Source organism: Salinibacterium sp. TMP30 (genome assembly GCF_038397785.1).
Lineage (GTDB): Bacteria > Actinomycetota > Actinomycetes > Actinomycetales > Microbacteriaceae > Rhodoglobus.
This window is the reverse complement of sequence record NZ_CP151642.1, coordinates 2,406,073-2,430,085: the sequence shown is the minus strand read 5'-3', so window position 1 is coordinate 2,430,085 and position 24,013 is coordinate 2,406,073. Positions and strand designations below refer to the sequence as shown.

Below are 24,013 nucleotides of genomic sequence, written 5' to 3'. Positions count from 1 at the left end.
CGCCCGTGGCAAACACGCAGTCGTCTTGCAGCGCAGTAACGGTAACCTTGCACCACGTTTCTTCAGAGAGAGGTACTGAGTCCTACGACTCGGAACATCATGGATTTTAAGCGCATTTTTCGCGGCCCGGTTCCGTACATAATCATTGGCATCGCTGCGGTGTCCATTGCCGCGAGCCTGCTGTTGGGTGAGGGCTTCAAGGAGATCTCCACCCAGGAGGGCCTTGGTCTGCTCGAGGGTTCGACGGTGACGTCGGCGACCATCATCGATGGCGAGCAGCGCGTCGATCTCGAACTGTCGAAGGCGGCAGGCGACAACGGTACGAAGGTTCAGTTCTACTACGTCGCACCACGCGGCACCGAGATCGTTTCCGCGGTCAATGGCGCAGACGTCAAAAAGTTCAACGACCAGGTTCCGCAAGAGAACTTCTTCATGTCGTTCTTGTCGATCATGCTGCCGTTCCTCATCATCGGCATCATCTTCTTCTTCATCTTTAGCCGCATGCAGGGTGGCGGCGGCAAGGTCATGCAGTTTGGCAAGTCGAAAGCCAAGCTTGTGGGCAAAGACACCCCGCAGGCAACGTTTGCGGATGTCGCTGGTGCCGACGAGGCCATCGAAGAGCTGGAAGAAATCAAAGACTTCCTGAAAGAGCCGGCGAAGTTCTTGGCCGTTGGCGCCCGCATCCCGAAGGGCGTACTGCTGTACGGCCCTCCCGGAACCGGTAAGACCCTGCTGGCTAAGGCCACCGCGGGTGAAGCTGGCGTGCCGTTCTACACAATCTCCGGTTCTGACTTCGTTGAGATGTTTGTGGGTGTCGGTGCAAGCCGCGTTCGCGACCTCTTCGAGCAGGCAAAGCAGAACGCTCCCGCGATCATCTTTATCGATGAGATCGATGCTGTTGGTCGTCACCGTGGTGCCGGTATCGGTGGCGGTAACGACGAGCGTGAGCAGACCCTCAACCAGCTTCTGGTGGAGATGGATGGCTTCGATGTGAACGCCAACGTTATCCTCATCGCTGCAACAAACCGCCCTGACGTTCTCGACCCTGCACTGCTGCGTCCTGGTCGTTTCGACCGCCAGATTGGTGTGGATGCGCCCGACATGATGGGTCGCAAGCAGATCCTTGAGGTGCACGGTAAGGGCAAGCCCATGGCCGAGAGTGTTGATCTTGAGGTTCTTGCTCGCAAGACTCCGGGGTTCACCGGTGCCGATCTCGCTAACGTGCTCAACGAGGCTGCACTTTTGACTGCGCGCTCCAACGCCCAGCTCATCGACAACCGTGCACTCGACGAGGCCGTAGACCGCGTCATGGCGGGCCCTCAGCGTCGTTCGCGCCTCATGAATGACAAAGAGAAGCTCATCACCGCCTACCACGAGGGTGGTCATGCGGTAGCTGCTGCGTCGATGCGCAACACCGATCCCGTCACCAAGATCACGATTCTTCCTCGTGGTCGTGCCCTCGGTTACACGATGGTCATGCCGCTCGAAGACAAGTACTCCGTCACGCGCAACGAGTTGCTCGATCAACTTGCCTACGCGATGGGTGGCCGTGTTGCCGAAGAAATCGTGTTCCACGACCCGACCACTGGGGCATCCAACGACATCGAAAAAGCGACATCGATTGCTCGCCGAATGGTGACCGAATATGGCATGAGTGCCCGAATTGGTTCCGTGAAGCTGGGCACCGGATCGGGCGAACCGTTCATGGGCCGTGACATGGGGGCAACTCGAGAGTACTCAGACGAGTTGGCCAAAATCATTGACGAAGAAGTGCGCGTACTAATCGATCACGCTCACGACGAGGCATGGCAGATGCTCAACGAGAACCGTAAGGTGCTCGACAAGCTTGCGCTCGAGCTGCTCGAGAAAGAGACGCTCGACCACGTCGAGCTTGAGAAGATCTTCAAGGGTATTGCGAAACTGCCTGAGCGCCCGCAGTGGCTCTCCAGCGATGCGCGTCCCGTCTCTCAGCTTCCGCCCGTGAAGGTGCCCAAGAGGCGCGTCGCGACAACTGGCGTAGCAGAGAGTGACGACAGCACACCGTCGAAGCCGGCACGTAAGCCACGGCCACGCAAGTCGCCGGGCGTCGCGACAGCCTAGGCGCGCAATGTCAATTGACCTCGCACGCATCGAAGCTGCGGTAGCCGAAATGCTGGCTGCCGTGGGTGAAGACCCTGAGCGGGCCGGCCTCACCGCCACGCCGCGCCGGGTCGCCGAGGCGTACTCCGAGTTCTTTGCTGGCAACACTGTCAACGCGGTCGACCATCTCTCTGACAGCATCGAGTTCACGGCGAAAGCCGACCAGACCGGAGAGCTTGTGGTTCTGCGGGACATCGAGTTTCGGTCGATGTGTGAACACCATTTGCTGCCATTTCTTGGTGTAGCTCATGTGGCCTACGTTCCGGATGAGCGGATAATCGGCCTCGGTAATCTCGCCAGGGTAGTGGAGACGATTTCGGCGCGCGCTCAACTGCAAGAGCGGCTCACGGAAGAGATCGCTGACGCCATCGACGAGGGGCTCTCACCACGCGGTGTGCTCGTGGTCATTGACGCCGTGCACGGGTGTGTCTCTACTCGCGGACCACGCCAGACCTCAAGCTCAACCGTCACCCTCGCCTCTCGCGGAGTGCTAAACAACTCTGTTGAGCGCGCCGAAGTGATGGCGCTCATTGGCAGCAGAGGCCACAATGCGTAGAAGGCCCACCGTGCCCGTTCCGCGGGTTATGGGCATTCTCAATGTGACCCCAGATTCCTTTAGCGATGGCGGTCAATTCGAGCATGTTGATCGGGCAATCGCGCGCGGCATTGAACTTCGTGATCGGGGAGCCGATGTGGTGGATGTCGGCGGAGAGTCGACGCGTCCCGGTGCTGAGCGTGTGCCGGCAGCCCAAGAGCAGGTGCGAGTCATCCCGGTGATCGAAGCACTGGCCGCTGAGGGGGTGACCGTGAGCATCGATACGATGAATGCCGAGACTGCACTGGCCGCGGCGAAGGCCGGAGCATCCATCATCAATGATGTCTCGGGGGGTCTTGCTGACACAGAGATGTATCGAACTGTTGCCGCAACCGACCTGATCTATATTGCGATGCACTGGCGTGGGCACAGTACTGAGATGGCTAATTTGGCGCACTACGACGATGTCGTCAGCGATGTACGCACCGAACTCAAAGACCGCTTGGCCGAAATGATGGTGTGGGGGATCAACCCTGACCGTGTCGTGCTCGATCCTGGTCTCGGCTTTGCCAAATCGGCCCGCCATAATTGGGCCCTGCTGGCGCGATTCGACGAACTGTCGTCGCTCGGCTACCCCCTCCTCATTGGTGCATCGCGCAAACGTTTTCTCGGCAAACTTTTACCACCGGATGCACCAACCACCGATCGAGATCTTGCTACCGCAGTGATAAGTAACATCGCGGCGGAGGCAGGCGCTTGGGGTGTTCGGGTGCACGATGTACCGTCAACACAGGTTGCACTTTCCGTGTACACAGCGATGCAGAAGGGAAAAAAACGATGAATCCCGCGCTGGACGAACTCACCCTCACCGGGCTGCGTGCCACAGCTTTTCACGGAGTGTTCGACCACGAACGTCGAGACGGTCAGATCTTTGTTGTGGATGCCACGGTCTACCTTGACCTGTCGCCCGCATCGCTCTCTGACGAGTTGAACCGCACCGTTCACTATGGAGAATTGGCGGAGCAGATCGTCGCCGCGGTGGAAGGCGATCCTGTTGATCTCATTGAGACAGTGGCGGAGCGAGTGGCGGCCATTGTTCTTGCTTATGAGGCTGCGGTTAGCACCAAGATCACCATCCACAAGCCGTCGGCCCCGATCACCGTGCCGTTTGCTGATGTGTCGGTCACGATCACGCGTCACCGCGCAGCACCCGGCCACCCCGCTGGCTTTAGCGCAGATCCACAACGGCTCTCGTGATTCGGCAGCAACGCCTCCGCGTCGAATTGCCACTCGTGCTTGCCCTCGGCAGCAACCTGGGCGATCGCGAATCGACGCTGCGCGACGCCGTGCACGCCATCTCTCGTATCAACGGCGTATCGGTGGATGCCGCATCCAGTATTGTGCAGACCCCAGCGCTGAAGGTTTTCGGCGTCGACCACTCGGCGCCCGCATATCTGAATGCGATCCTGTTAGCGCGCAGCGCGCTGGAGCCCCACGCCCTGCTCACGCAGTTGCAGCGCATCGAAACCGAGCAGGGCCGTGTGCGCGAAGAACGCTGGGGCGATCGCACTCTCGACATCGACATTGTGACCTTTGCGCACCTGCTGGTGGATGATGAACTGCTGTCGATTCCCCATCCGCGGGCCGCCGAGCGCGCTTTTGTTCTCGTGCCGTGGCTGCAGCTCGACCCCGATGCGAGCCTTCCCGGGGTGGGGCGCGCGGCAGACCTGCTCGCGGGGATCGAGAATGACGCCACCGAGTTTGAGGCGGAACCACTGTGGTGAGCCGCACCTCGCCACTGCACCTGATCACGCTGGCGGCCGTCGGCGCTGCCGCGGGCTGGCTCCTTGAAGTGCTGCTGACAGCATCGGGTCGACCAATTGTGATCCCGTCGATTTCGCTCGCAATTTCGCTGTTCGTCATCGCCGTTGTTGTGGTTGTGCTCGCCGTTCCCATCTATCGTTCCTCGCGGGGACTGCGCCGGGCGCGGGTCAACCCGTTTTATGCTCTCCGCGTTGTGGTCTTAGCCAAGGCCTCAAGCTTTTCGGGAGCGCTACTCGGCGGCTCCGCTGTAGCGATTGCCGTCTACTTGCTGAGCCGCACTGTCTCGCCTGGAGCGGGAACCATTACGGCTAGTTTGGTCGTTTCTGGCGCCGCGATAGGGTTACTGATCGCAGGACTCGTTGCCGAACACTTGTGCACGATCCCGCCCGACGATGAAGATTCATCGTCGCAGAATCCGATGGACCCCCAAGGAGCAGCGTGACCGAGCGACTGGACCTACCTGACACCGAGTGGCGCGGAGTTTCCCGCAAATACGTGGTCGTTGAGGTTGTTGGCCTCATCATCTTTGGGCTGATTCTCTCGGCCGCAAGCTCGATCCCCACCTTTATCTCGGGTATTCAATGGCTAGCGGCTATCCCCATCTCACTGGGAATTATTTTCCTCATCAACATCCTTCTCACCCCGCGACGCGTGCGCGCCATTGGCTACATGCTGCGTGCCGATGACCTGGTGTTTCGACGCGGGTTGATGTTCCGACGCGTGGTTGCTGTGCCCTATGGTCGCATGCAGCTCGTCGACATTAACCGCGGACCCCTCGATCGTGCTGTGGGGCTGAGCGAACTCAAATTTGTGACTGCTGCGGCATCCACCGGTGTGGTCATTCCTGGTTTGCCCGAGCAGGACGCGGAGGAGTTGAGAGACACACTCGTTGCGCTGGCAGAGAGTCGCAGGGCCGGGTTGTGAGCGAGCTCCCCGCGAACGATCACACCGCGAACGCGTCCCCCGCGAACGAGTCGGTAGCACCCGCCGCGAGTGTCGGCAGTTTGCCGGCTGAAGCTCAGCGCCTCGCCGACGGCGAATGGCACAGGCTGCATCCCGCAACCCCACTGCTGCGGGGAGGCATCGCGCTCTTGGCGATCATCGGTGTGATCATTGTGAACGCGCGCGATTTCTTTATCGAGACGCTCTTCAACAGCCGCAATGAGTTTGATCCGTTCTCTCAACTTGCAGAGTTTGGATTGTTGATTCCGGCAGTCCTGATTGTGCTTGCGGTTCTCGTTCTGAGCGTACTGGGGTTCTACTTTTCTTGGCGGATGCACACCTTCCGCATCACTGATGAAGTTGTCGAGGTGCGCAGCGGCATTCTGTTCCGCACCAACCGCCGTGGTCGGCTTGACCGTATTCAGGGCATCAATATTTCGCGTCCACTTGTTGCCCGTCTGTTTGGCGCGGCCAAACTTGAGGTAAACGTGGCCGGTCAAGACGCCAATGTTGAGCTGTCATACCTTGGCTCCCGCGGAGCAGACAATTTGCGGCGCGCGATCTTGCAGCTCGCTTCGGGAACCCGCGCCGTTGAGGCATCCGAAGCAGCTGCGAGCCCTGAGGGTGGGCTCATTGAGCAGCGAGTGAACGAGTTTTTGGCTCCCGAGCTCGACCCGGATGCGGCGCCGCCAGAGTCGATTGTGCGCATCCGAATTCCCCGACTGATTGGTTCGCTCGTGTTGAGTGAAGCAACCATCATCGCGGTCGCGGTTGCTATCGGCATCATCGTAACGATTTCGATCTCCGGTGATTACCTCTGGTTGTTCGCATTTTTGCCAGGCGTGCTCGGACTTTTTGGTTACCTCCTCTCCCGGCTGACCCGCTCTCTGCGCTATTCGATCGCCTCAACCCAAGACGGTATCCGTGTCGGCTACGGGCTGCTCTCAACGACCAATGAGACGTTGCCTCCGGGCCGCATTCACGCCGTCGAGGTTTCTCAGCCGCTTCTCTGGCGGCTGGCCGGGTGGTGGGAGATCAAGATTAATACTGCTTCGCAGGCCTCAAGCTCTGGTCAAGCGAATGCGAAAACCACACTGCTTCCCGTGGGGGATATGGATGACGTGCACCGCGTGCTGCAGTTGATTCTGCCGAGCCTCGCCGATGCTGAATCGCGCGAGTTGCTCGAAGCTGGGCTCGCCGCTGGTGCCCATGATGACGCCTACGTGACTTCGCCAAAGCGAGCCGCCGTGCTGCGCTGGTTCTCATGGCGCCGCAACGGTTTTGTCATGATTTCGGATGCTGTTGCTCTCCGCAAGGGCGCGATCTGGCGTTCACTTGTGCTCGTTCCTCAAGCGCGCATGCAGAGTGTCAGCATGGCTGAAGGCCCGCTTCTGCGTCGGATGCGTCTCGCGGAATTGCGGGTGCACACCGTTGCCGGCCCGATCTCGGCGACCATTGGCGCCTTGGAGCGCAGTGATGTCATCGCATTCTTCACCGAAGTTTCGCATGCTGCGGTGCAGTCCGCCAGCGTCGATACGAGCCATCGCTGGCGCAGTGGGAGCACGGAGCGCACTGCCGACAACTCAGAGGCAAACTCAGGGGCAACCCCGGAGGTACCCCCTGGGGCAACCCCGGAGGTACCCCCTGGGGCAACCCCGGAGGTACCCCCTGGGGCAAACTCAGGGGCAACCCCGGAGGCAACCCCGTAGTGGCACAGGCAGCAGGCCGACTCGGCATTGGCATCATCGGCGCCGGCAAGGTGGGCCCGATTCTTGGGGCGGCGCTCGCCGGGGCAGGGCACGCAATCGTGGGGATCGCGGCGACGTCCGAGCGAAACCTGGAGCGTGCGAGCGCGATTTTGCCCGACGTTCCTGTGCTCGACATCCCCACCCTTGTTGAGCGAAGCGAGCTCGTAATTTTGGCGATTCCCGAGTCGGAGATCGAGTCGTTTACCAGTGGTCTTGCCGCTGCCGGGGTGTGGCAGCCGGGACAACTCGTGCTGCACACGGCACCGGGACTCGGTTATGGAGCGCTTGCTCCTGCCCTCGCTGCTGGTGCAATTCCCTTGGCGGTGCATCCGGCGATGGTATTCACGGGAACAAGCCTTGACCTCACCCGGCTGCATGAGGCGTACTGCGCCGTGAGCGCGCCGACACCGGTATTGCCGATCGCTCAGGCTCTCGTCGTCGAGATGGGTGCTGAGCCGATTGTGGTCGCGGAAAATGAGCGCGCCGCTTGGGCTGAGGCTGTCAGTACGGCTACCAGTTTTTCGGCCGCAATTGTGGGGCAATCACTCGATTTGCTGGCGAACGTCGGGGTCGAAAATCCTGCCCGAGTGTTGGGCCCCTTGCTGCGGTCGTCGGTGGAAAGTGCGCTCGCGGGCGCAACTGCGACTACGATCGACCTTTCCTCGTTCGACCCCGATTCGAGGCCCCATTCACAGGAGGATCCCTCGTGAGTTCACACTCCCGCCCGCAAGTTATTGAGACCGTCGCGGGCATGCGCGATCTGGCGATGCATGAGCGTGCTGCTGGTCGAACGATCGCCCTTACTCCCACGCTAGGTGCGTTGCATGCGGGGCATGTGGCTCACGTTGAGCGCGCGGCCGAGCTTGCCGATGTGCGCATTGTGTCGATCTTTGTCAACCCGACCCAGTTCGGTGCCAACGAGGATATTGACAAGTATCCGCGCACCATGGATGTCGACCTCGATTTGTTGGGCGAGCTCGGTGTTCCCTACGTGTTCGCTCCCAGTGTCGAAGAAATGTATCCAAAGGGGCCGACCTCGACCACAATCTCTGCGGGCCAGATCGGCACTATGTTCGAAGGTAAGGCCCGCGCGGGTCACTTCGATGGCGTGCTCACGGTAGTTGCCAAGATGCTCGCGATCACCTCACCGCACTTCGTGACGTTCGGCCAGAAAGATGCCCAGCAACTCTTCTTGGTTCGCCGCATGATCACCGACCTCAACATCCCGGTTCGCCTCGAAATTATCGAAACCGTTCGCCAAGACGACGGACTCGCGCTCTCGAGCCGCAACCAGTTCTTGGATGCCAGCCAGCGGGAAGCCGCGACCATTCTGTCGACCGCCCTGAAGGCGGCGACCTCGGCTGCCGATAGTGGCCTCGATGCTGTTATTGCGGCAGCGCAGGGTGCACTCATGGGGGAGTCACGGGCTGAGCTCGACTACTTCTCGGTTGTCGACACTGACACCTTCATGCCGGTGCCTGATGGCTTCCGTGGGCCGGCAACGGCAATCGTCGCCGCGCGTGTCGGAGACACCCGTCTGATCGACAACTCTTCGCTCTACGTCGGGTAGTTTGTGGGCTGATTCTGGGGCGCGGCGAGGTAGTTCCATCCCGGCTACGATTGAAGGCGTGAATGACGCCGCAAACGCTCCAGATCCCACCGAGGCCGAAGTTTCTGAACAGAAAGCTGTTCGGCTTGAGAAGCGTCAGCGACTCATCGATTCTGGTGCCGAGGCGTACCCGGTAGGCGTAGCGATCACCACGAGCATTCCTGCTGTGCGAGCCAAGTATCCTTCGCTTGAAGCGGATGACACTACCGGCGACATTGTGGGGCTTGCGGGCCGCATTGTGCACCTTCGCAACACCGGCAAGCTGTGCTTCGCATCGTTGCAGGCAGGCGACGGCCAGCGCATCCAGGTCATGGTTTCACTTGCTGAGATTGGCGAAGACGCCCTCGCGCAGTGGAAAGAGCTCGTCGACCTCGGTGACCACCTGTTCGTCAGCGGTGAGATCATCTCTAGTCGTCGCGGTGAGCTGTCGGTCATGGTCACGGAGTGGAAGATCGCGGCCAAGGCTGTGCTTCCGCTGCCCAACCTCCACAAAGACTTGAGCGACGAACAGCGTGTTCGCAGCCGCTACCTCGACCTCATTGTTCGTGAGCAGGCCCGTTTCACGGTGCGTGCCCGGGCCAAGGTCAACGCGAGCCTGCGCGCAACATTCGCCGAGCACGACTACCTCGAAGTCGAAACACCGATGCTGCAGACGATGCACGGCGGGGCATCCGCTCGACCGTTCGTGACCCACTCCAACGCATTCGACACTGAGCTGTACCTTCGCATCGCGCCCGAACTGTTCCTCAAGCGCGCCGTCGTTGGTGGCATTGAGCGCGCGTTCGAAATCAACCGCAACTTTCGCAACGAAGGTGCCGACTCTACCCATTCACCCGAATTCGCCATGGTCGAGGCCTATCAGGCCTACGGCGACTACAACCAGATGGCTGACCTCACCCAGGAGCTCGTGCAGAATGCGGCTCTCGCTGTGGCCGACTCGATGCTCGTTACGCTCGCTGACGGCACCGAGTACGACCTCGGCGGTGACTGGGCACGCATCTCGATGTATGACTCGCTCAACGCAGCGGCTGGCCTCAGCGTCACCCCGCAGATGCCTGTCGACGAGCTCAAGAAGCTTGCCGATGCCGTCGACATCGAGGTCACCCAACCCACCCACGGCAAGTACGTGGAAGAGCTGTGGGAGCACTACGTCAAGCCGGGACTCGACCGCCCTACCTTCGTCATGGACTTTCCGGTTGACACGAGCCCGCTCGTGCGTGACCACCGCAGCATCGAGGGTGTTGTTGAAAAGTGGGACCTCTACATTCGTGGGTTCGAGTTGGCAACCGGCTACTCGGAGCTCGTAGACCCGGTCATCCAACGGGAACGTTTTGTTGAGCAATCGCTCTTGGCTAGTCAGGGCGATGTTGAAGCGATGCGCCTCGATGAAGACTTCCTTCGTGCGCTCGAGCACGGCATGCCGCCGAGCGGTGGCATCGGTGTTGGTGTCGACCGCCTGTTGATGGCGATCACCGGTTTGGGTATTCGCGAAACAATTCTCTTCCCGCTGGTGAAGTAGCAGTGGTGATCGAACCCCGCAAGACCTCAGCGATCACGCCCCTGCGCGTTACGCTGTGGATTCTGGTGACCGGTGCTGGTGTATTCATGATTGCTACCGGGATCGTTGGCATGTTCGTGAAGGCGCAGTAGTGGACCGCAAATCGTCGCGGCTCATCATGACTGTGACTCTCGTGGGACTTGTTGTACTCATCGCCATTGTCACGCTGCTGAACGGTTAGGCTAAATACGTGCCTCAAGAATTCTGGTCGAACGCGATCTTCTCCGTCGTGCCCACAATTGCTGTTGGGGTGATTTTTTGGATCGTGATGGCGGCAATCATTCGCTCCGACCGCACCGAGCGCACCAGCTACGCCAAGATCGAGGCAGAAGAGCGCGCCAAGGCTGCGGCTCTCGTCGACGCGACGACACAGCCCTAGCCTGAACCGCTCAGTCGCAGGCTGAGCCGCGCAGCTTTAAGCTGAACCGCGCAGTCTTAAGCGGAACCGCGTAATCTGATCTCGGTGGGCAAGATTCGCCCCGGCGACTCCGGGGTGAGGCCGTTTACCAGTTCAAGCACCATCGACGCCGCCTCACGGCCGAGCAAGTCGGCAGGCTGTCGCACCGTCGATAGCTGAGGTTGGCACCGAAGCGCCCAGTCGCTGTCGTCGAAGCCGACGATTCCGACATCTCCCGGCACCGATCGCCCGTGCTCCCGCAACACATCCATCGCGCCAGCGGCAACAGCATCGGATGCCGCAAACACGCCATCAATGTCGCCAGCGCGTTCGAGGAGGGTTTCCATTCCCTCGACGCCGCTGGTGCGGGAGTAGAGCGGAAAATCGACAACCAGACTTTCGTCGAAGTCGTCACCCATAGCATCCCGAAAGCCGGCCAGTCGTTCGCTACCGGAGTCGCGGTCGAGGGCGGCAGCAATCATTCCCACGCGTTTGCGACCGGTGGCAAGTAGTTCGCGGGTGATATCGCGCGCGGCACTGCGGTTGTCGATGCCCACGTAGGGCATTTCTGGGGCGCTCTCGGGGTGGCCAACGAAAACCGCGGGAAGACCAATGTGGGCGATGGCGTCGGCGATGGGATCGTGTTCGCGTGCCGAGACGATGACGGCGCCGTCGACGAATCCGCCGCGCAGGTATTCGGCGATGCGAGTGCTGTCGCGGTCGGATCCGATGATGAGGCACACAAGCTGATAGTCGGCTTCGGAGAGTCGCTCGTTAGTGCCGAGCAGAATCGCACCAATGTTGGGGTCTTCGAGAAATACCGAGTGAGGTTCGTGCACGATGAGCGCGATTGCCTTGGAGCGCTGGGTGGCGAGGTTGCGGGCGGCCATATTGCGCACGTAACCGACTTTGGCGATCGCTTTCTCGACTGCATCGCGGGCAGAGTCTGAGACGTAGGGCTCACCGTTGAGTAGTCGCGAGACGGTGCCGCGGGAAACGTTCGCTTCTGCTGCGACATCGAAAATTGTCGCGCGGCGTTGCCGAGCCCGTGGGGTTGCCATGGCTCCATGCTAGCGCTCGCAGCGGTGTGTGGGTTGCCCGAGTTTGCGGGACTGTTCACGCTCCCAGACACGCCGAACGCTTGACACGTCGATGAGGGCTCGCATAGTCTGTGCACGCTCCCAGAAAACCACGCAGGTTCTTTCGGGGCAGATTCTGTGCACGTTCACAGAAAAACGTCCGCAGAATAAAGACTCAGAGCACAAGCAGTCGAGTCAGATGCCAAAGGAGGCACGTGTGACCACATCCCGCGCAGATCGCGCCGCGAGCTGGTCACCCGATTCAGTGGTGCTCGGGTGTGACTACAACCCCGAGCAGTGGTCGGAAAGCGTCTGGCACCAGGATGTCGCGCTCATGCGTGAAGCCGGCGTCAGCCTCGTCGCAATCAACATCTTTGGTTGGGCAGAAATTGAGCCGCGGCAGGGAGAGTACAACTTCGACCGCCTCGATACGATTATGGATCTGCTGCACTCTGCGGGCATCCGCGTCAATTTGGGCACCGGAACCTCATCACCGCCCGCCTGGCTCACCACCCTCCACCCCGAAATTTTGCCCACCGCAGCCGACGGCACTCGCCGCTGGCCTGGCGGCCGCCAAGCCTGGTGCCCGAGCTCGCCCGAGTTCCGTTCTGCAGCATTGGGCCTCGTCGCGAAAGTTGCCGAACGCTATAGCTCGCACCCAGCGCTCGCCCTGTGGCACGTCTCCAACGAACTGGGATGCCACAACGCGCACTGCTACTGCGACACCTCAGCAGCCGCGTTCCGCGAATGGCTTCGCGCCCGCTACACAACTGTTGACGCGCTCAACCAGGCATGGGGCACCGCCTTCTGGAGCCAGCGCTACAGCGAGTGGAACCAAATACTTCCTCCGCGGGCGACGCTCTCGTCAACAAACCCTGCGCAGCGCATCGACTTCTCACGCTTCAGCTCGGATGAACTGCTCGACTACTACCGCGGCGAAGCGGCACTGCTCCGCTCGGTTAGCAGCATCCCCGTCACCACCAATTTCATGGTCACCGCTCATATCCGCAGCCAAAACTATTGGCAGTGGGCGAGCGAAATGGATGTCATCGCCAACGATCACTACCTTGATCACCGGCTATCGCATCCGGTAAGCGAACTGTCGTTTGCTGCTGACCTCACCCGCGGTCTCGCGCAGGGCGCACCCTGGGTGCTCATGGAACAGGCCAGCAGTGCGGTGAGCTGGCAGCCACACAATCTCGCCAAGCAGCCCGGCGAGATGTTGCGCAATACGTTGACTCATGTCGCTAGAGGAGCAGACACCGTCTGCTTCTTCCAGTGGCGTGCGTCGCGACACGGTGCCGAAAAGTTTCACTCGGCGCTTCTTCCTCACGCCGGCACTGACACTTCCGTATGGCGTGAGACCCTCGACCTGGGTGCGAAACTCCACGCGCTCGAGTCTCTCGCGGGCACCCGGGTCGAGGCTTCAGTGGCGTTAATATTCAGTTGGGAATCCTGGTGGGCCGCCGAGGGCGACTCGCAACCATCAACAGACGTGAAATACCTCGAGCAAGTGCACGCTGCCTACGATGCACTCCGCGCCAACGGGGTCACCGTAGACGTCGTCGCGCCGGGCGCAGCACTTAACGACTACCAGCTTGTTGTTGTTCCGAGCCTCTACCTCGTCGACGACGACAGTATCGACGTCATCACCGAATTTGTTGAGGCCGGCGGTGTCGCTGTTGTTACCTTCTTCTCGGGCATCGTTGACGAAACTGATGGCATCCGGTGTGACCCCACAGGAGAGACGCCTCCCGGGGCATTCCCTGCGCTGCTAGGGGTCTGGACCGAACAATTCTTCCCCCTCATGCCCGAAACTCAGCTTGTGCTCAGCGACGGCGGACACGCCACGACCTGGGCAGAACATGTTCGACCAACCACTGCGGATGTCGTCGCCGAATTCGCGAGCGGCCCAGTGCCCGGTGGGCCGGCAATCACGCGCAATCGCTTCGGTTCGGGAGCGGCCTGGTACGTGGCTACCGCGCTCGACGAGCCAAGTTTCGCTGACCTGATGGGCCGTGCGCTCGACGAGGCTGGCGTTGAACAGCTGGAGCTTCGTGCTGGTGTTGAGGTGGTCACTCGGTCGAACGACTCAGAACGCTTCCGCTTTGTCATTAACCACAGCGCCCACGACATTTCTTTCCCTGTCGATGGCGAAGAGCTGTTGACAGACACAACGATTGCGGGTTCGGTGACTGTTCCTGCCGGGGGCGTTCGCGTCATCCGCCTGAGTGTTGAAGAAGGAGCTACGCGATGAACACCAGCATTGCTCAACCCACCACAGCACCACAGCAGGTAAAGAGGCGAGGGGTGTCCAAGAACCGCGGTGCGGTGATTTTCTTTATCACCCCATTCGCTGTGCTGTTCAGCCTGTTCTACATCATCCCGATCTTCGTTGCGATCTACCAGTCGCTGCTTACGGTAGAGCGTGAGGGAACCTTCGGTAAGCCGACGGAGGTGTTTGGGGGGTTCGTGCAGTACGCACGGGTCTTCCAAGACGATGCTTTCTGGGCATCCATTCTTCGTGTCGCCGGCTTTGGTGTCGTGCAGGTGCCGATCATGCTCGGTGTTGCGCTGCTGTTGGCTCTGCTGCTGGATTCGCCGCTCGTTAAGGGCAAGCGCTTCTTTAGGCTCGCGTTCTTCGCCCCTTACGCAGTTCCCGGTGTAATCGCGGCGGTCATGTGGGGCTTCCTTTACTCGCCCAACCTGTCGCCATTTACGGCGGTCACGAGTGAGATCAACTTCTTGGGTGCTGATCTGGTGCTGTGGTCGATTGCCAACGTCGTCACCTGGGTGTTCATCGGCTACAACATGATCATCATTTACTCGGCACTGTTGGCGATCCCGAGCGAGCTTTATGAGGCCGCCCGCCTCGATGGCGCCTCTCAGGCGCGAATAGCGTGGTCGATCAAGATTCCGCTGGTGACGCCCGCGATCATACTGACGTCGATCTTCTCGATCATCGGAACCCTACAACTGCTTGCCGAACCGCAGGTGTTCAAGAGCTTCACTTCCGCGGTGACTAGCACCTACACGCCGAACTTGCTCATTTACTCGACGGCATCAGTACCGAACGTGAATTTGGCAGCGGCGTTCTCGGTGGTGCTTGCCCTGCTGACTTTCGCGCTGTCATTCACCGTGCTCAAGCTCACTCAACGAAAGGCTGACTGATGAGTGCCCCAACTACTTCAGCGGCGAAGTCTACTTCCGTGGCGAAGCGGCTTCGCGGGCCGCGCGAAAGCCTGTTCTCGCGGGCTGGTGCCATGCTGGTCATGGCCATTTGCACCTTCTATTTCTTGGTGCCGATCTGGTGGCTTTTCGTTGCGGCTACGAAAGACCGCAGCGACTTCATTTCTTCGGCACCACTGTGGTTCGCTGACTTCAACCTCTTTCAGAACATTGCCGACCTCGCGAGCTACCGTGATGGCCTCTTTTTCCAGTGGATGCTCAACAGTGTGCTCTACGCCGGTGCTGGCGCCGCGATCGCTACCCTCTTCGCCACAATGACCGGCTACGCGCTCGCGAAGTATGCTTTCCGCGGTCGCGAGACAATCTTCAACATCATCCTCGGTGGAGTGTTGGTTCCGGCAACCGCACTGGCGCTACCCCTATTTCTGGTCTTCAGCCAGGTCGGAGCAACTAACACTTTTTGGTCTGTGTTCCTCCCCAGCCTCGTCAGCCCGTTCGGCGTCTACTTGGCGCGCATCTACGCGAGTTCAAGCGTTCCTGATGAGCTTGTTGAGGCCGCGCGAATTGACGGCTCAGGAGAAGTCCGCACCTTCTTTACCGTCTCAACGCGACTGATGATGCCGGCCATGGTCACGATCTTCCTGTTCCAGTTTGTGACGATCTGGAACAACTTCTTCCTGCCGCTGATCATGCTCCGTGACGAAGAGCTGTTCCCGGTAACGCTTGGTCTCTACATCTGGAACAGCCAAGTCAGCCAGATTCCTGAAATTCGGGCGCTCGTGATTATTGGCGCACTGCTCTCGATCATCCCGCTCATCATCGCTTTCCTCGGCCTGCAGCGCTTCTGGCGCAGCGGGCTGGGAACGGGCGCGCTCAAATGATCGCCCCACAGACCACTCGGTTCGCGCCGATGGAACCCCGCACCACGAACAATCACTAGGAAGGAACTCGCATGGCTAATCGCATAGGTCGGGCCGGAGGAGCACTGATGCTCGTCTCCGTGCTCGCACTCTCCGCATGCTCATCCGGCGCAGGCACAGACGGTGGCACAGACGCCGCAGCCTGTGCTCCGTCAGAGGGACCGGTAACCCTCAACTTCACTACCTGGTTGCCCGGCATGGAAGATGCCGTAGCAATCTGGAACGAGAAGAATCCTGACATCCAGGTTGAGGTTCAGACCGGTCCGAACGGTAACGGCGGAACGTACAAGAACTTCTTCAACCAGATCGAAGCAGGCAATGCTCCCGATCTCGGCCAGATCGAGTACGACGCACTGCCCAACTTCCGCGTGCAAGACGGTGTTGTTAACATCGCCGACTGCGCTGGGGTCATGGATGCTCAGGACCAGTTCATTGACTGGACCTGGAGCCAAGTGACGTTCGGTGAAGACAACGCGGTCTACGCAATCCCGCAGGACACTGGCCCTGAAGCCTTGTTCTACCGCGCCGACCTGTTCGAGAAGGCTGGCATCGCCATCCCGACCACGTGGGACGAATACGCTGAGGCAGCGAAGAAGATCCGCGCAGAGGGTGGCTACATCACCAACTTCTCACAGAGCGACATCAACGCCTTCGCTGGGCTCGTGTGGCAGGCAGACGGCCAGTGGTTCCAGAACGACGGAACCGCATGGGATGTAACCCTCGACTCCCCCGAGTCGGCCAAGGTTGCCGAATACTGGCAGGGGTTGCTCGACGATGACCTCGTCGCAACTCTTCCGCCGTGGACTGACGAGTGGAACAACGGCTACAACTCGGGCGAAGTCTGGAGCTGGGTTTCTGCAGTATGGGGTGCAAACACCATCACGAGTGGCGCACCCGACACCGCAGGCAACTGGGCTGTAGCTCCGATGCCGCAGTGGAACGCTGGCGACTCCGCTGCAGGTAACTGGGGCGGATCGAGCACCGCAGTACTCAAGGGAAGCGAGCACCCCTACGAGGCTGCACAGTTCGCACTCTGGCTGAACACCGACCCAGAAGCGCTGACGAGCATGAACAAGACAGCGAACATCTACCCGGCAACGAAGGCTGGCGGAGACCTGCCAGCATTCTCCGAGGGCCTCGACTTCTACGGCGGACAGAACATTTACGATGTGTTCGCTGAAGCCGGAGCCCAGGTCAACCCCGACTTCACGTGGGGACCAACAATGACGCAGACCTACACGGATGTTGCTGACGGGTTCTCCGCCGCAATCTCCGGTTCAGGCACCCTCATGGATGCACTGAAATCGGGTCAGCAGAAAACAATCGACGCCATGAAGGCTGCCGCGATTGCTGTCAACGAATAACACGAACGACGTTATTCACCTCCGTGCCGCGGGTACCAGCCTTGTGCTGGACACCCGCGGCACGGGCGTGCCGTCGATCACGCACTGGGGCTCCGACCTCGGAGAACTCTCACCCCAACAATTGAGTGACGTGGTTCGTTCTCGCGAACGCGCCGTGGGCCCCAGTTCAATCGACGAACCTTTGCGGCTGGGAATTGTTCCCCTGCTTGCCGATGCCTGGACTGGCATCCCCGGTCTCGAAGGCCGGCACGATACAGAGGGCGGGCGAGTTCGCCGGCCGATGCTGCACACCGAGAGCATCGATTATCCGAAGCCCCACCGTGTTTCGATAACACTGAGCGACGCTGCCACATCACGCGCTAGTGCAAACTCGGGTGACGCAACCACGGCGATGGATGCCGCAACGCTGCGACTCATCGTCGAGTTTGAGCTATCACCCAGCGGTGTACTTCGCAGCCGGTCACACATCACGAACACTGCCGCACAGCCGTTTGAGCTTTCGACGCTCGCGACAACACTTCCGCTGCCGCCGATGGCGCGAGAGCGACTCGACTTCACCGGAATCTGGGCAGCAGAACGCGTGCCCCAGCGTTCAGCAATCGACTATGGCACCTGGCTGCGTGAATCACGGTATGGCCGTCGCGGTCACGACGATTCCTACCTCACCGTTGCCGGAACACCCGATTTCGGCTTTCGCCACGGTGAAGTCTGGGCAATCCATCTGGGCACCAGCGGCGACACCCGCATGTGGATCGACCGCACAGCCCTCGGCATCACAACACTGGGCGCCGCCGAACTTTTCGCCCCCGGCGAGCTGCGGCTTGCGACCGATGAAAGCTACCAAAGCCCGTGGGCGTACGCCGCATGGTCGGATGCCGGCCTCGATGGCCTCAGCGAGCGGTTCCATTCCTGGTTCCGAGATCTCCCCGCGCACCCCACGACACCGCGCCCGCTCACCCTCAACACGTGGGAGGCCGTCTATTTCGACCACAACGTTGAGCAGCTAACCGGCCTCGTTGACGCCGCTGCCGAAGTTGGGGTTGAACGGTTTGTGCTCGATGACGGTTGGATGACGGGGCGCACCGACGCCGCACGTGCCCTAGGCGACTGGACCGTCGATCCGGTGGCCTGGCCGAATGGGCTTGCACCCCTCGTTGACCGCGTGACTTCCGCCGGAATGCAGTTCGGTCTGTGGGTTGAACCCGAGATGGTTTCGCTTGACTCTGAGCTTGCGCGCGAGCATCCGGAATGGATTTTGCGGGACGATGACCGACCACTGCCCAAATCGTGGCGCAACCAGTATGTGCTCGACCTCGACAACCCTGCCGCGCACGACCATGTGCGGGAAGCAATTGCGGCGCTGCTCGATGAGTACGCGATTAGCTACCTCAAGTGGGACATGAACCGTGACCTGCTTGGTGGTTCTGTTCACCGGCATGTGCACGCCACCTACCGATTGATGGACGAGTTGCGCGAACGGTACCCGCACGTCGAGATCGAATCGTGCGCCTCGGGGGGTGCCCGCGTAGATGCGGGCGTGCTTGAGCGTGTGCAGCGTGTCTGGCCGTCAGACACCAACGATGCCCACGACCGGTTCTCGATCATGCGGTGGACCAACCTGCTTGTCCCCTTCGAATACTTGGGTTCGCATGTCGGTTCGTCTCCCGCCCACACCTCGGGCCGTTCGCTCTCGCTCGGCTTCCGACTCGCGACCGCGCTCATGGGGCACTCCGGCATTGAATGGGATCTCACCACCACAACCGAAGTCGAACGGGATGCCCTGCGAACCTGGGCGGGAACCTATCGCGCGTTGCGCTCTCTGATTCATTCGGGCCGAGTAGTGCGCGGCGAGACCGGTGAAGACCCGATCGTCACCGGTGTGGTCGCCCACGATCTGAGCGATGGTGTTTTTTGGATTACCTGTCTTGTGACGCCCAGCGATTCGGTGCGGCCCACACGCCGACTGCCGGGCCTCGACCCGCACCGCAACTATCGAATTGCCCCAGTGGACGTGGGTTCCCCCGCCGAGACCTACCCGGGTACTGCGCCGGCGTGGTGGGTCGACGGTGAAATCACACTGCCGGGCGTCGTACTCGACTCTGTGGGAATCGATGTGCCGTTGCTGCACCCCGACGAAGCGATCGTGCTGCGGGTTACTGCGGTCTAGTCGGCAAGTTCCTCACCTAGGTGATTTTCAGCGTGCCATAAAAATCACTCCGCGATACGCGGGGTCACCGAAAGCAACCATTTGGTCGAGCACCGCGACCGAAACGGGCAGATCGTGGGAGTCAACCCAGGTCTCGCCGTGCTCCGCTGTGATCCACGGATCGTTCACTAGCACCGTGTCACCCTGCACCGCGTGGGCGACAACCCAGTGCGGTGTTGAGGCGTCGTGCATGGGCTCTTCTTCGATCAGCAGCAGTGCCAGCTCGCCACCAGCCACCCGCTCTACGATCGTTTCGATGGGGAGTGGTTGGGTGTGCTGCTGGATGCCGCGGCTCGCCGCCTCTGCCCGCGATTGTGTTTGCAGCTGCTCCCGAAAGACGCGCTCGTCGCCCTCATACGTTTCGAGCAATGTCGGCTCAGTGGTGTCGAGGTGAAGTTCGAGGCGTACGCCTGTTGCGGCGACCGCATCGTGCACGGCAACGGCGAGTCCGATGGGTTCGACGGCCGGAAAGTTGGTTGCTGCCCGCCAGAAGGCGAGTTCGCGCTCGCGGGCATCGGCGTCGTCGGTCGAATCGAAGGGGTCGAGTCCGAGCTGGGTGAGCGCCGTCATGGCGGCTACAGCCCCACACGTGAAGAGCGTGGTCTGCCCGTAATAGCGCAACTGGGGGTGTGGCCATTCGCTGTGCCACTTCACGAATCCGCGCACATCGCGGGTGCCGTCGGCCGAGGAGATGGGCTCACGCAGTTCACTGAAACCGAGGGCGAGCGCGAAGCCGGGCAGTTCAGTATCCGAAGCCAGTTGCCACTTGATGCAGGCATCACCGCGCTGCTGGGATGCCGTAATGATTTCGCCCACGAGTACTTCTGCGCTGGCACCGGCCTCACACCAGAGATCGACAATTTTTGTGTAGCGCGTATTGGGGCGACCAGAGGTGAGGGCTGCAGCCGCGCCGTGCGGTGAGTCGAGCATCCACACCTGCGGGTTGTATGGCTCGCGATTGAGCTTCCAGAATTCGGCACGCTCAGGGCCGAGAGCGCTCAGTAATTTGGCGGGCATCGCTGCCGGGGTGAAGCGCTCAATAGTGTGAGTGGAAGATTCCACGGGGTCCTTTCAGGGGATTTCGGTCGCCGGTGGCACCGAAATCAGTGGGGTGCCGTTTCGTGAATTGAGGCGGCGACGAGGGATTGGGTGTAGGGGTGGGTTGGTGAGTTGAGCACGTCTTGGCAGGCTCCGGATTCAACGACTTCGCCATCGCGCAGCACGTAGACGCGGTCGGCGAGTTGGCGCACAACGGCGAGGTCGTGGGAGATGAACAGGATCGAGAGTCCGAGATCGACACGCAGTTTCGCGAGCAAATCGAGGATCTGTTTTTGTACCGAAACGTCGAGGGCCGATACTGACTCATCGCAAATGAGCAGCTGAGGTTGCACCGCTAGTGCCCGCGCAATGGCCACCCTCTGTCGTTGCCCTCCCGAAAGTTCGGCTGGCCGTTTTCCGGCGAATTCTGTGGGTAGTTCCACGAGTTTCAGCAGGCCTGGCAGATCGGATGCCGGACGCCCCGCCACGCTGAGCGCGAGCTTCAGCGACCGCCCAACATTGATCATGGGGTTCAGCGAGGAGTAGGGATCCTGAAACACGATCTGCATTTGCGTTGGAGTGCGCGAAGCGCGGCCGGGGGCCAGAGCAAGACCGTCAAACTCGATATTGCCGCTGGTTTCGCGCTCGAGCCCGGCAATGCACCGCGCGATTGTGGTCTTGCCTGAACCACTCTCGCCCACAATTCCGACGGTCTCCCCGCGAGGGATCGTCACGCTCACCCCGTGCACCACTGTTTTGTCGCCGAAACTCTTGGTGAGGTCCGTGACAACGACGAGGTCGTTAGCGGTGTCGGATGCCGCGTGTGAGACACCGGCAGAGCGGTCGGTCAGGGAGGGGTCGGCTTCGATGAGCGCGCGAGTGTATGGGTGGCTAGGCGCACTGAGCACGGAGCTCGTGAGGCCTCGCTCCACAATTTCGCCGGCGCGCATGACGAGCACATGTTCGGCCCGCCCCCGCACCATACCGAGGTCGTGGGAGATGAGGAGGGCGGCCATCCCGCGGGCTTGTTGCAGACCTCGCAGCAGGTCGAGAATTTCGCCCTGGTTGCTCGCGTCGAGAGCGGTGGTCGGTTCGTCGGCGATCAGTAGTTCGGGGTCGGTGGCGAGGGCTGCGGCGATGGCAACGCGTTGACGCATTCCGCCGGAGAGTTCGTGGGGATAGGCGCGGGCGACTTCCGCGGGCAGGTTCACTTCGGCGAGGCGCTGGGTGACGAGGGCGGTTCGTTCGCTACGGCTCAATTGACGATCGCTTGCCGCATCAATTGTCATGCCGATTTGGATTCCGCAGCGGTGCACGGGGCTCAGACTGGTGAAGGGATCCTGTAGCAGCAGCGAGATTCGGCGGCCCCGGGTGGCACGCCAGACGGCATCCGTTGACGGCAGTTCGATCGTGGCACTGCCCAGAGCGATCGTGCCGCGCGCGCTGAACCCGGCGGGCAGTAGCCCGGCGATGGCTTTTGCCGAGAGTGTCTTTCCCGAACCCGATTCGCCGATGAGCGCAAGAGTTTCGCCGGGAGCAATCGAGAAGTCGAAGGGCGCGACGACGACACCGGCAGGGCCATCAATGGTCAAGCCCGTGACGGCGACTTGTTCGTGCGTCATGAGCGCCCCGTTCTGGTCAAGTTTTGCCCGAGCCAGTCGCCGACGAGGTTTGCTGCAGAAGCAACCCCGATGATGAGTAGTGCGGGCACGAGCACGGCGGCAGGATTGTCGACCATGATCGCTCGGCCATCGGTGAGCTGGCGGCCCCAGTCTGCGGTTCCGGGAGCAACGCCGACGCCCAAGAATGACAGTGAGGAGAATGCGACGAGAGCGAAAGCCACATTGAGCATCGCGTTTGTGATGATGAGCGATGACACGTTCGGCAGCACTTGGGTAAACATGATGCGGGTGCGGGAGAGGGACAGCATTTGGGCTGCCTCCACGAACGGTCGAGCGGCCTGCTCCATCACTCCAGCACGAACGATGCGGGTGTCTGAGGGCGAGAACAGCAAGATCAACAGCAGCACGGTCATCCAATAGCCGGCACCGAAAACGCCGGCAACGACAATCGCGGCGAGCAACAGGGGCAGCGAGAAGAGCAGGTCGGTCCAGCGGCCAATGATGAAGTCGATGGGGCCGCGCAGATAGCCGGAGATGGTGCCGAGTACGATTCCGATGAGCATCGAGCCTAGCGCGACGCAGATCGGGCCGATGAGGGCGGATGACGCTCCTGCGATCGTCAGGGCGAGCACGTCACGACCGAGTTCGTCGGTGCCGAGAAGGTGGCCGGGGCTGCCCGGTGGCAGGAGGGAATCGAGAATCGACTGGGCTGTGGCATCCGGAGCAATCAGATTGCCAAACACGACCAGAAGTGCCACGACGCCCAGCAGAATTAGCGAGGCCCACACTGCGAGGGGATGCCGACGGCGCGTGCGGGGAACCTGTGCGAGGGCGATAGCTTCGGTGCTGCTCACTGTGCACCCTCCTTAGCGCGGATGCGGGGATCGAGGAAGATGTAGGCGAGGTCGGCGAGCAGCGCGATTGTTGCAATCGTCACCGCCACGAGCAGGGTGAGTGCTTGCACAACGGCAATGTCTTTGAAAAGCACGGAGCCTTGCAGCAGGGTGCCGAGGCCCGGCAAAGCGAACGTGGTCTCGGCGAGCACGGTGCCGCCGACGAGGAAGGTCAGCACGAGGCTGGCGCCGGTGACGATGGGGATGGCAGCGTTGCGCAGGGCGATCATGTGCACTTGGCGATCGGGAAGTCCGCGCGCGTGACCAAAGGTTACATAGTCGGATTCGAGTTCGCGCAGCATCGCCGTGCGGGTGAGTTTGAGGATGATTGCCCCGAGTCCAAGCGCCAAAGTAATAGCGGGGAGCACAAGGTGCCAGAGAGTGTCGAGTCCGCCATCCCCAGAGCCGTAGACCGGAAAGATTGGCAGGTAGAACGCGAAAACGTAGAGCAGGAGCAGGCCGACGGCGAAGGTGGGGGCGCTGAGCCCGACGATGCCGAAGCCGGTAGCGAAGCGGTCGATCCAGCTGCCCGAACGCACAGCACTCTGAACACCAAGCGGGATTGCGACGACAAGCGCGAGAACAAACGCAAGACCGCTGAGCGACGCGGTGATACCGAGGCGGGCGCCGATCACATTCGATACCGAATCCTGCAGACGAATGGATTGACCGAAGTCACCGGTGAGGGTGTTGCCGAGCCAGATCAGGTATTGCATGTAGAGAGGCTGATCTAGATGATATTGCGCACGAATCGCGGCTACGGCATCCGGTGATGATGGTCGATTGCCGAGAAGGTTCTTGACGATATCGCCGGGGGCGAGGTGCAGCATCGAGAATACGACAATGGAGAGCACCAACAGAATGCCGAGGGTGCCGAGCACACGCACCACGAGCATGCGGCCGAGGGGCCGTGCTCGTGATGCGCGTGCAATCGGGGTTGAGATCACTGA

At 60.9% G+C, this 24,013-nt stretch carries 23 protein-coding genes; 18 read left to right on the top strand and 5 right to left on the bottom strand.

Annotated features, from left to right (window positions below):
- The first annotated feature begins 99 nt into the window (after nt 1–99).
- The 13 genes from ftsH to AADH44_RS11765 all read left to right on the top strand — a co-directional run bounded on the left by ftsH (nt 100) and on the right by AADH44_RS11765 (nt 10,734).
- Entirely contained in the window at nt 100–2,100 is a 2,001-nt protein-coding gene (ftsH, locus tag AADH44_RS11825; RefSeq protein WP_341953039.1) for an ATP-dependent zinc metalloprotease FtsH, read from the top strand.
- A 7-nt stretch (nt 2,101–2,107) separates the two neighbouring features.
- On the top strand, nt 2,108–2,695 hold the full coding sequence (folE, locus tag AADH44_RS11820) for a GTP cyclohydrolase I FolE (RefSeq protein ID WP_341953038.1): 588 nt from the start codon (nt 2,108–2,110) through the stop codon (nt 2,693–2,695).
- Nucleotides 2,696–2,705: 10 nt separating this feature from the next.
- Nucleotides 2,706–3,515 carry a dihydropteroate synthase gene (gene folP, locus AADH44_RS11815; RefSeq protein ID WP_341953036.1) on the top strand — a complete coding sequence of 270 codons (810 nt, stop codon included), beginning with the start codon at nt 2,706–2,708 and terminating at the stop codon, nt 3,513–3,515.
- Nucleotides 3,512–3,931, top strand: coding sequence for a dihydroneopterin aldolase (gene folB / locus AADH44_RS11810; protein ID WP_341953034.1), 420 nt, complete (start codon nt 3,512–3,514; stop codon nt 3,929–3,931). The genes folP and folB overlap by 4 nt, the downstream gene beginning before the upstream one ends.
- Nucleotides 3,928–4,458, top strand: a complete 531-nt coding sequence (gene folK / locus AADH44_RS11805) for a 2-amino-4-hydroxy-6-hydroxymethyldihydropteridine diphosphokinase (protein WP_341953032.1) — start codon at nt 3,928–3,930, stop codon at nt 4,456–4,458. Before folB ends, folK begins: the two co-directional genes overlap by 4 nt.
- Nucleotides 4,452–4,940, top strand: coding sequence for a DUF3180 domain-containing protein (locus tag AADH44_RS11800; protein ID WP_341953031.1), 489 nt, complete (start codon nt 4,452–4,454; stop codon nt 4,938–4,940). The genes folK and AADH44_RS11800 overlap by 7 nt, the downstream gene beginning before the upstream one ends.
- Nucleotides 4,937–5,422 (top strand): PH domain-containing protein, encoded by a 486-nt coding sequence (locus AADH44_RS11795; RefSeq protein ID WP_341953030.1) that lies wholly within the window; start codon nt 4,937–4,939, stop codon nt 5,420–5,422. Before AADH44_RS11800 ends, AADH44_RS11795 begins: the two co-directional genes overlap by 4 nt.
- Entirely contained in the window at nt 5,419–7,149 is a 1,731-nt protein-coding gene (locus AADH44_RS11790) for a PH domain-containing protein (RefSeq protein ID WP_341953029.1), read from the top strand. The genes AADH44_RS11795 and AADH44_RS11790 overlap by 4 nt, the downstream gene beginning before the upstream one ends.
- Nucleotides 7,149–7,898: a DUF2520 domain-containing protein gene (locus AADH44_RS11785; protein WP_341953027.1), complete on the top strand. Its 750-nt coding sequence runs from the start codon at nt 7,149–7,151 to the stop codon at nt 7,896–7,898. Before AADH44_RS11790 ends, AADH44_RS11785 begins: the two co-directional genes overlap by 1 nt.
- Nucleotides 7,895–8,758, top strand: a complete 864-nt coding sequence (gene panC, locus AADH44_RS11780) for a pantoate--beta-alanine ligase (RefSeq protein ID WP_341953026.1) — start codon at nt 7,895–7,897, stop codon at nt 8,756–8,758. Before AADH44_RS11785 ends, panC begins: the two co-directional genes overlap by 4 nt.
- A 58-nt stretch (nt 8,759–8,816) precedes the next feature.
- Nucleotides 8,817–10,316, top strand: a complete 1,500-nt coding sequence (lysS, locus tag AADH44_RS11775; RefSeq protein ID WP_341953025.1) for a lysine--tRNA ligase — start codon at nt 8,817–8,819, stop codon at nt 10,314–10,316.
- 2 nt (nt 10,317–10,318) lie between these two features.
- A complete protein-coding gene (locus AADH44_RS11770) occupies nt 10,319–10,447 on the top strand; it encodes a hypothetical protein (RefSeq protein ID WP_341953024.1) in 129 nt (42 codons plus the stop codon).
- Nucleotides 10,448–10,545: 98 nt separating this feature from the next.
- Nucleotides 10,546–10,734: a hypothetical protein gene (locus AADH44_RS11765; RefSeq protein WP_341953022.1), complete on the top strand. Its 189-nt coding sequence runs from the start codon at nt 10,546–10,548 to the stop codon at nt 10,732–10,734.
- A gap of 56 nt (nt 10,735–10,790) precedes the next feature.
- Here the strand turns inward: AADH44_RS11765 and AADH44_RS11760 are convergent, their stop codons facing one another.
- A complete protein-coding gene (locus AADH44_RS11760) occupies nt 10,791–11,813 on the bottom strand; it encodes a LacI family DNA-binding transcriptional regulator (protein ID WP_341953021.1) in 1,023 nt (340 codons plus the stop codon).
- 235 nt (nt 11,814–12,048) lie between these two features.
- On the opposite strand from AADH44_RS11760, the gene AADH44_RS11755 reads away from it, so the two are divergent.
- The 5 genes from AADH44_RS11755 to AADH44_RS11735 all read left to right on the top strand — a co-directional run bounded on the left by AADH44_RS11755 (nt 12,049) and on the right by AADH44_RS11735 (nt 19,471).
- Nucleotides 12,049–14,088, top strand: a complete 2,040-nt coding sequence (locus tag AADH44_RS11755) for a beta-galactosidase (RefSeq protein ID WP_341953020.1) — start codon at nt 12,049–12,051, stop codon at nt 14,086–14,088.
- The gene (locus AADH44_RS11750; RefSeq protein ID WP_341953019.1) at nt 14,085–15,002 is read left to right on the top strand and encodes a sugar ABC transporter permease; all 918 of its coding nucleotides are present in this window, start codon (nt 14,085–14,087) and stop codon (nt 15,000–15,002) included. The genes AADH44_RS11755 and AADH44_RS11750 overlap by 4 nt, the downstream gene beginning before the upstream one ends.
- Entirely contained in the window at nt 15,002–15,901 is a 900-nt protein-coding gene (locus AADH44_RS11745; protein ID WP_341953018.1) for a carbohydrate ABC transporter permease, read from the top strand. Before AADH44_RS11750 ends, AADH44_RS11745 begins: the two co-directional genes overlap by 1 nt.
- A gap of 71 nt (nt 15,902–15,972) precedes the next feature.
- On the top strand, nt 15,973–17,304 hold the full coding sequence (locus AADH44_RS11740) for an extracellular solute-binding protein (protein ID WP_341953017.1): 1,332 nt from the start codon (nt 15,973–15,975) through the stop codon (nt 17,302–17,304).
- Nucleotides 17,288–19,471, top strand: a complete 2,184-nt coding sequence (locus AADH44_RS11735) for an alpha-galactosidase (RefSeq protein WP_341953015.1) — start codon at nt 17,288–17,290, stop codon at nt 19,469–19,471. Before AADH44_RS11740 ends, AADH44_RS11735 begins: the two co-directional genes overlap by 17 nt.
- Nucleotides 19,472–19,498: 27 nt before the next feature.
- On the opposite strand, the gene AADH44_RS11730 is transcribed toward AADH44_RS11735, so the two are convergent.
- From AADH44_RS11730 to AADH44_RS11715, 4 genes are read right to left on the bottom strand one after another with little or no spacing between them, the layout of a single operon-like run.
- On the bottom strand, nt 19,499–20,572 hold the full coding sequence (locus AADH44_RS11730; RefSeq protein ID WP_341953013.1) for a peptidase C39 family protein: 1,074 nt from the start codon (nt 20,570–20,572) through the stop codon (nt 19,499–19,501).
- A gap of 41 nt (nt 20,573–20,613) precedes the next feature.
- Nucleotides 20,614–22,170 carry an ABC transporter ATP-binding protein gene (locus AADH44_RS11725; protein WP_341953011.1) on the bottom strand — a complete coding sequence of 519 codons (1,557 nt, stop codon included), beginning with the start codon at nt 22,168–22,170 and terminating at the stop codon, nt 20,614–20,616.
- Entirely contained in the window at nt 22,167–23,024 is an 858-nt protein-coding gene (locus AADH44_RS11720; RefSeq protein WP_341953009.1) for an ABC transporter permease, read from the bottom strand. Before AADH44_RS11720 ends, AADH44_RS11725 begins: the two co-directional genes overlap by 4 nt.
- A complete protein-coding gene (locus AADH44_RS11715) occupies nt 23,021–24,010 on the bottom strand; it encodes an ABC transporter permease (protein WP_341953007.1) in 990 nt (329 codons plus the stop codon). The genes AADH44_RS11720 and AADH44_RS11715 overlap by 4 nt, the downstream gene beginning before the upstream one ends.
- Nucleotides 24,011–24,013 lie beyond the last annotated feature (3 nt).

What these genes read in the sequence shown, in the direction of transcription:
- AADH44_RS11750 (WP_341953019.1), top strand. Translation starts at nt 14,085, where the DNA reads ATGAACACCAGCATTGCTCAACCCACCACAGCACCACAGCAGGTAAAG.
- AADH44_RS11740 (WP_341953017.1), top strand. Translation starts at nt 15,973, where the DNA reads ATGGCTAATCGCATAGGTCGGGCCGGAGGAGCACTGATGCTCGTCTCC.
- folB (WP_341953034.1), top strand. Translation starts at nt 3,512, where the DNA reads ATGAATCCCGCGCTGGACGAACTCACCCTCACCGGGCTGCGTGCCACA.
- AADH44_RS11760 (WP_341953021.1), bottom strand. Translation starts at nt 11,813, where the DNA reads ATGGCAACCCCACGGGCTCGGCAACGCCGCGCGACAATTTTCGATGTC.
- folE (WP_341953038.1), top strand. Translation starts at nt 2,108, where the DNA reads ATGTCAATTGACCTCGCACGCATCGAAGCTGCGGTAGCCGAAATGCTG.
- AADH44_RS11725 (WP_341953011.1), bottom strand. Translation starts at nt 22,170, where the DNA reads ATGACGCACGAACAAGTCGCCGTCACGGGCTTGACCATTGATGGCCCT.
- ftsH (WP_341953039.1), top strand. Translation starts at nt 100, where the DNA reads ATGGATTTTAAGCGCATTTTTCGCGGCCCGGTTCCGTACATAATCATT.
- AADH44_RS11745 (WP_341953018.1), top strand. Translation starts at nt 15,002, where the DNA reads ATGAGTGCCCCAACTACTTCAGCGGCGAAGTCTACTTCCGTGGCGAAG.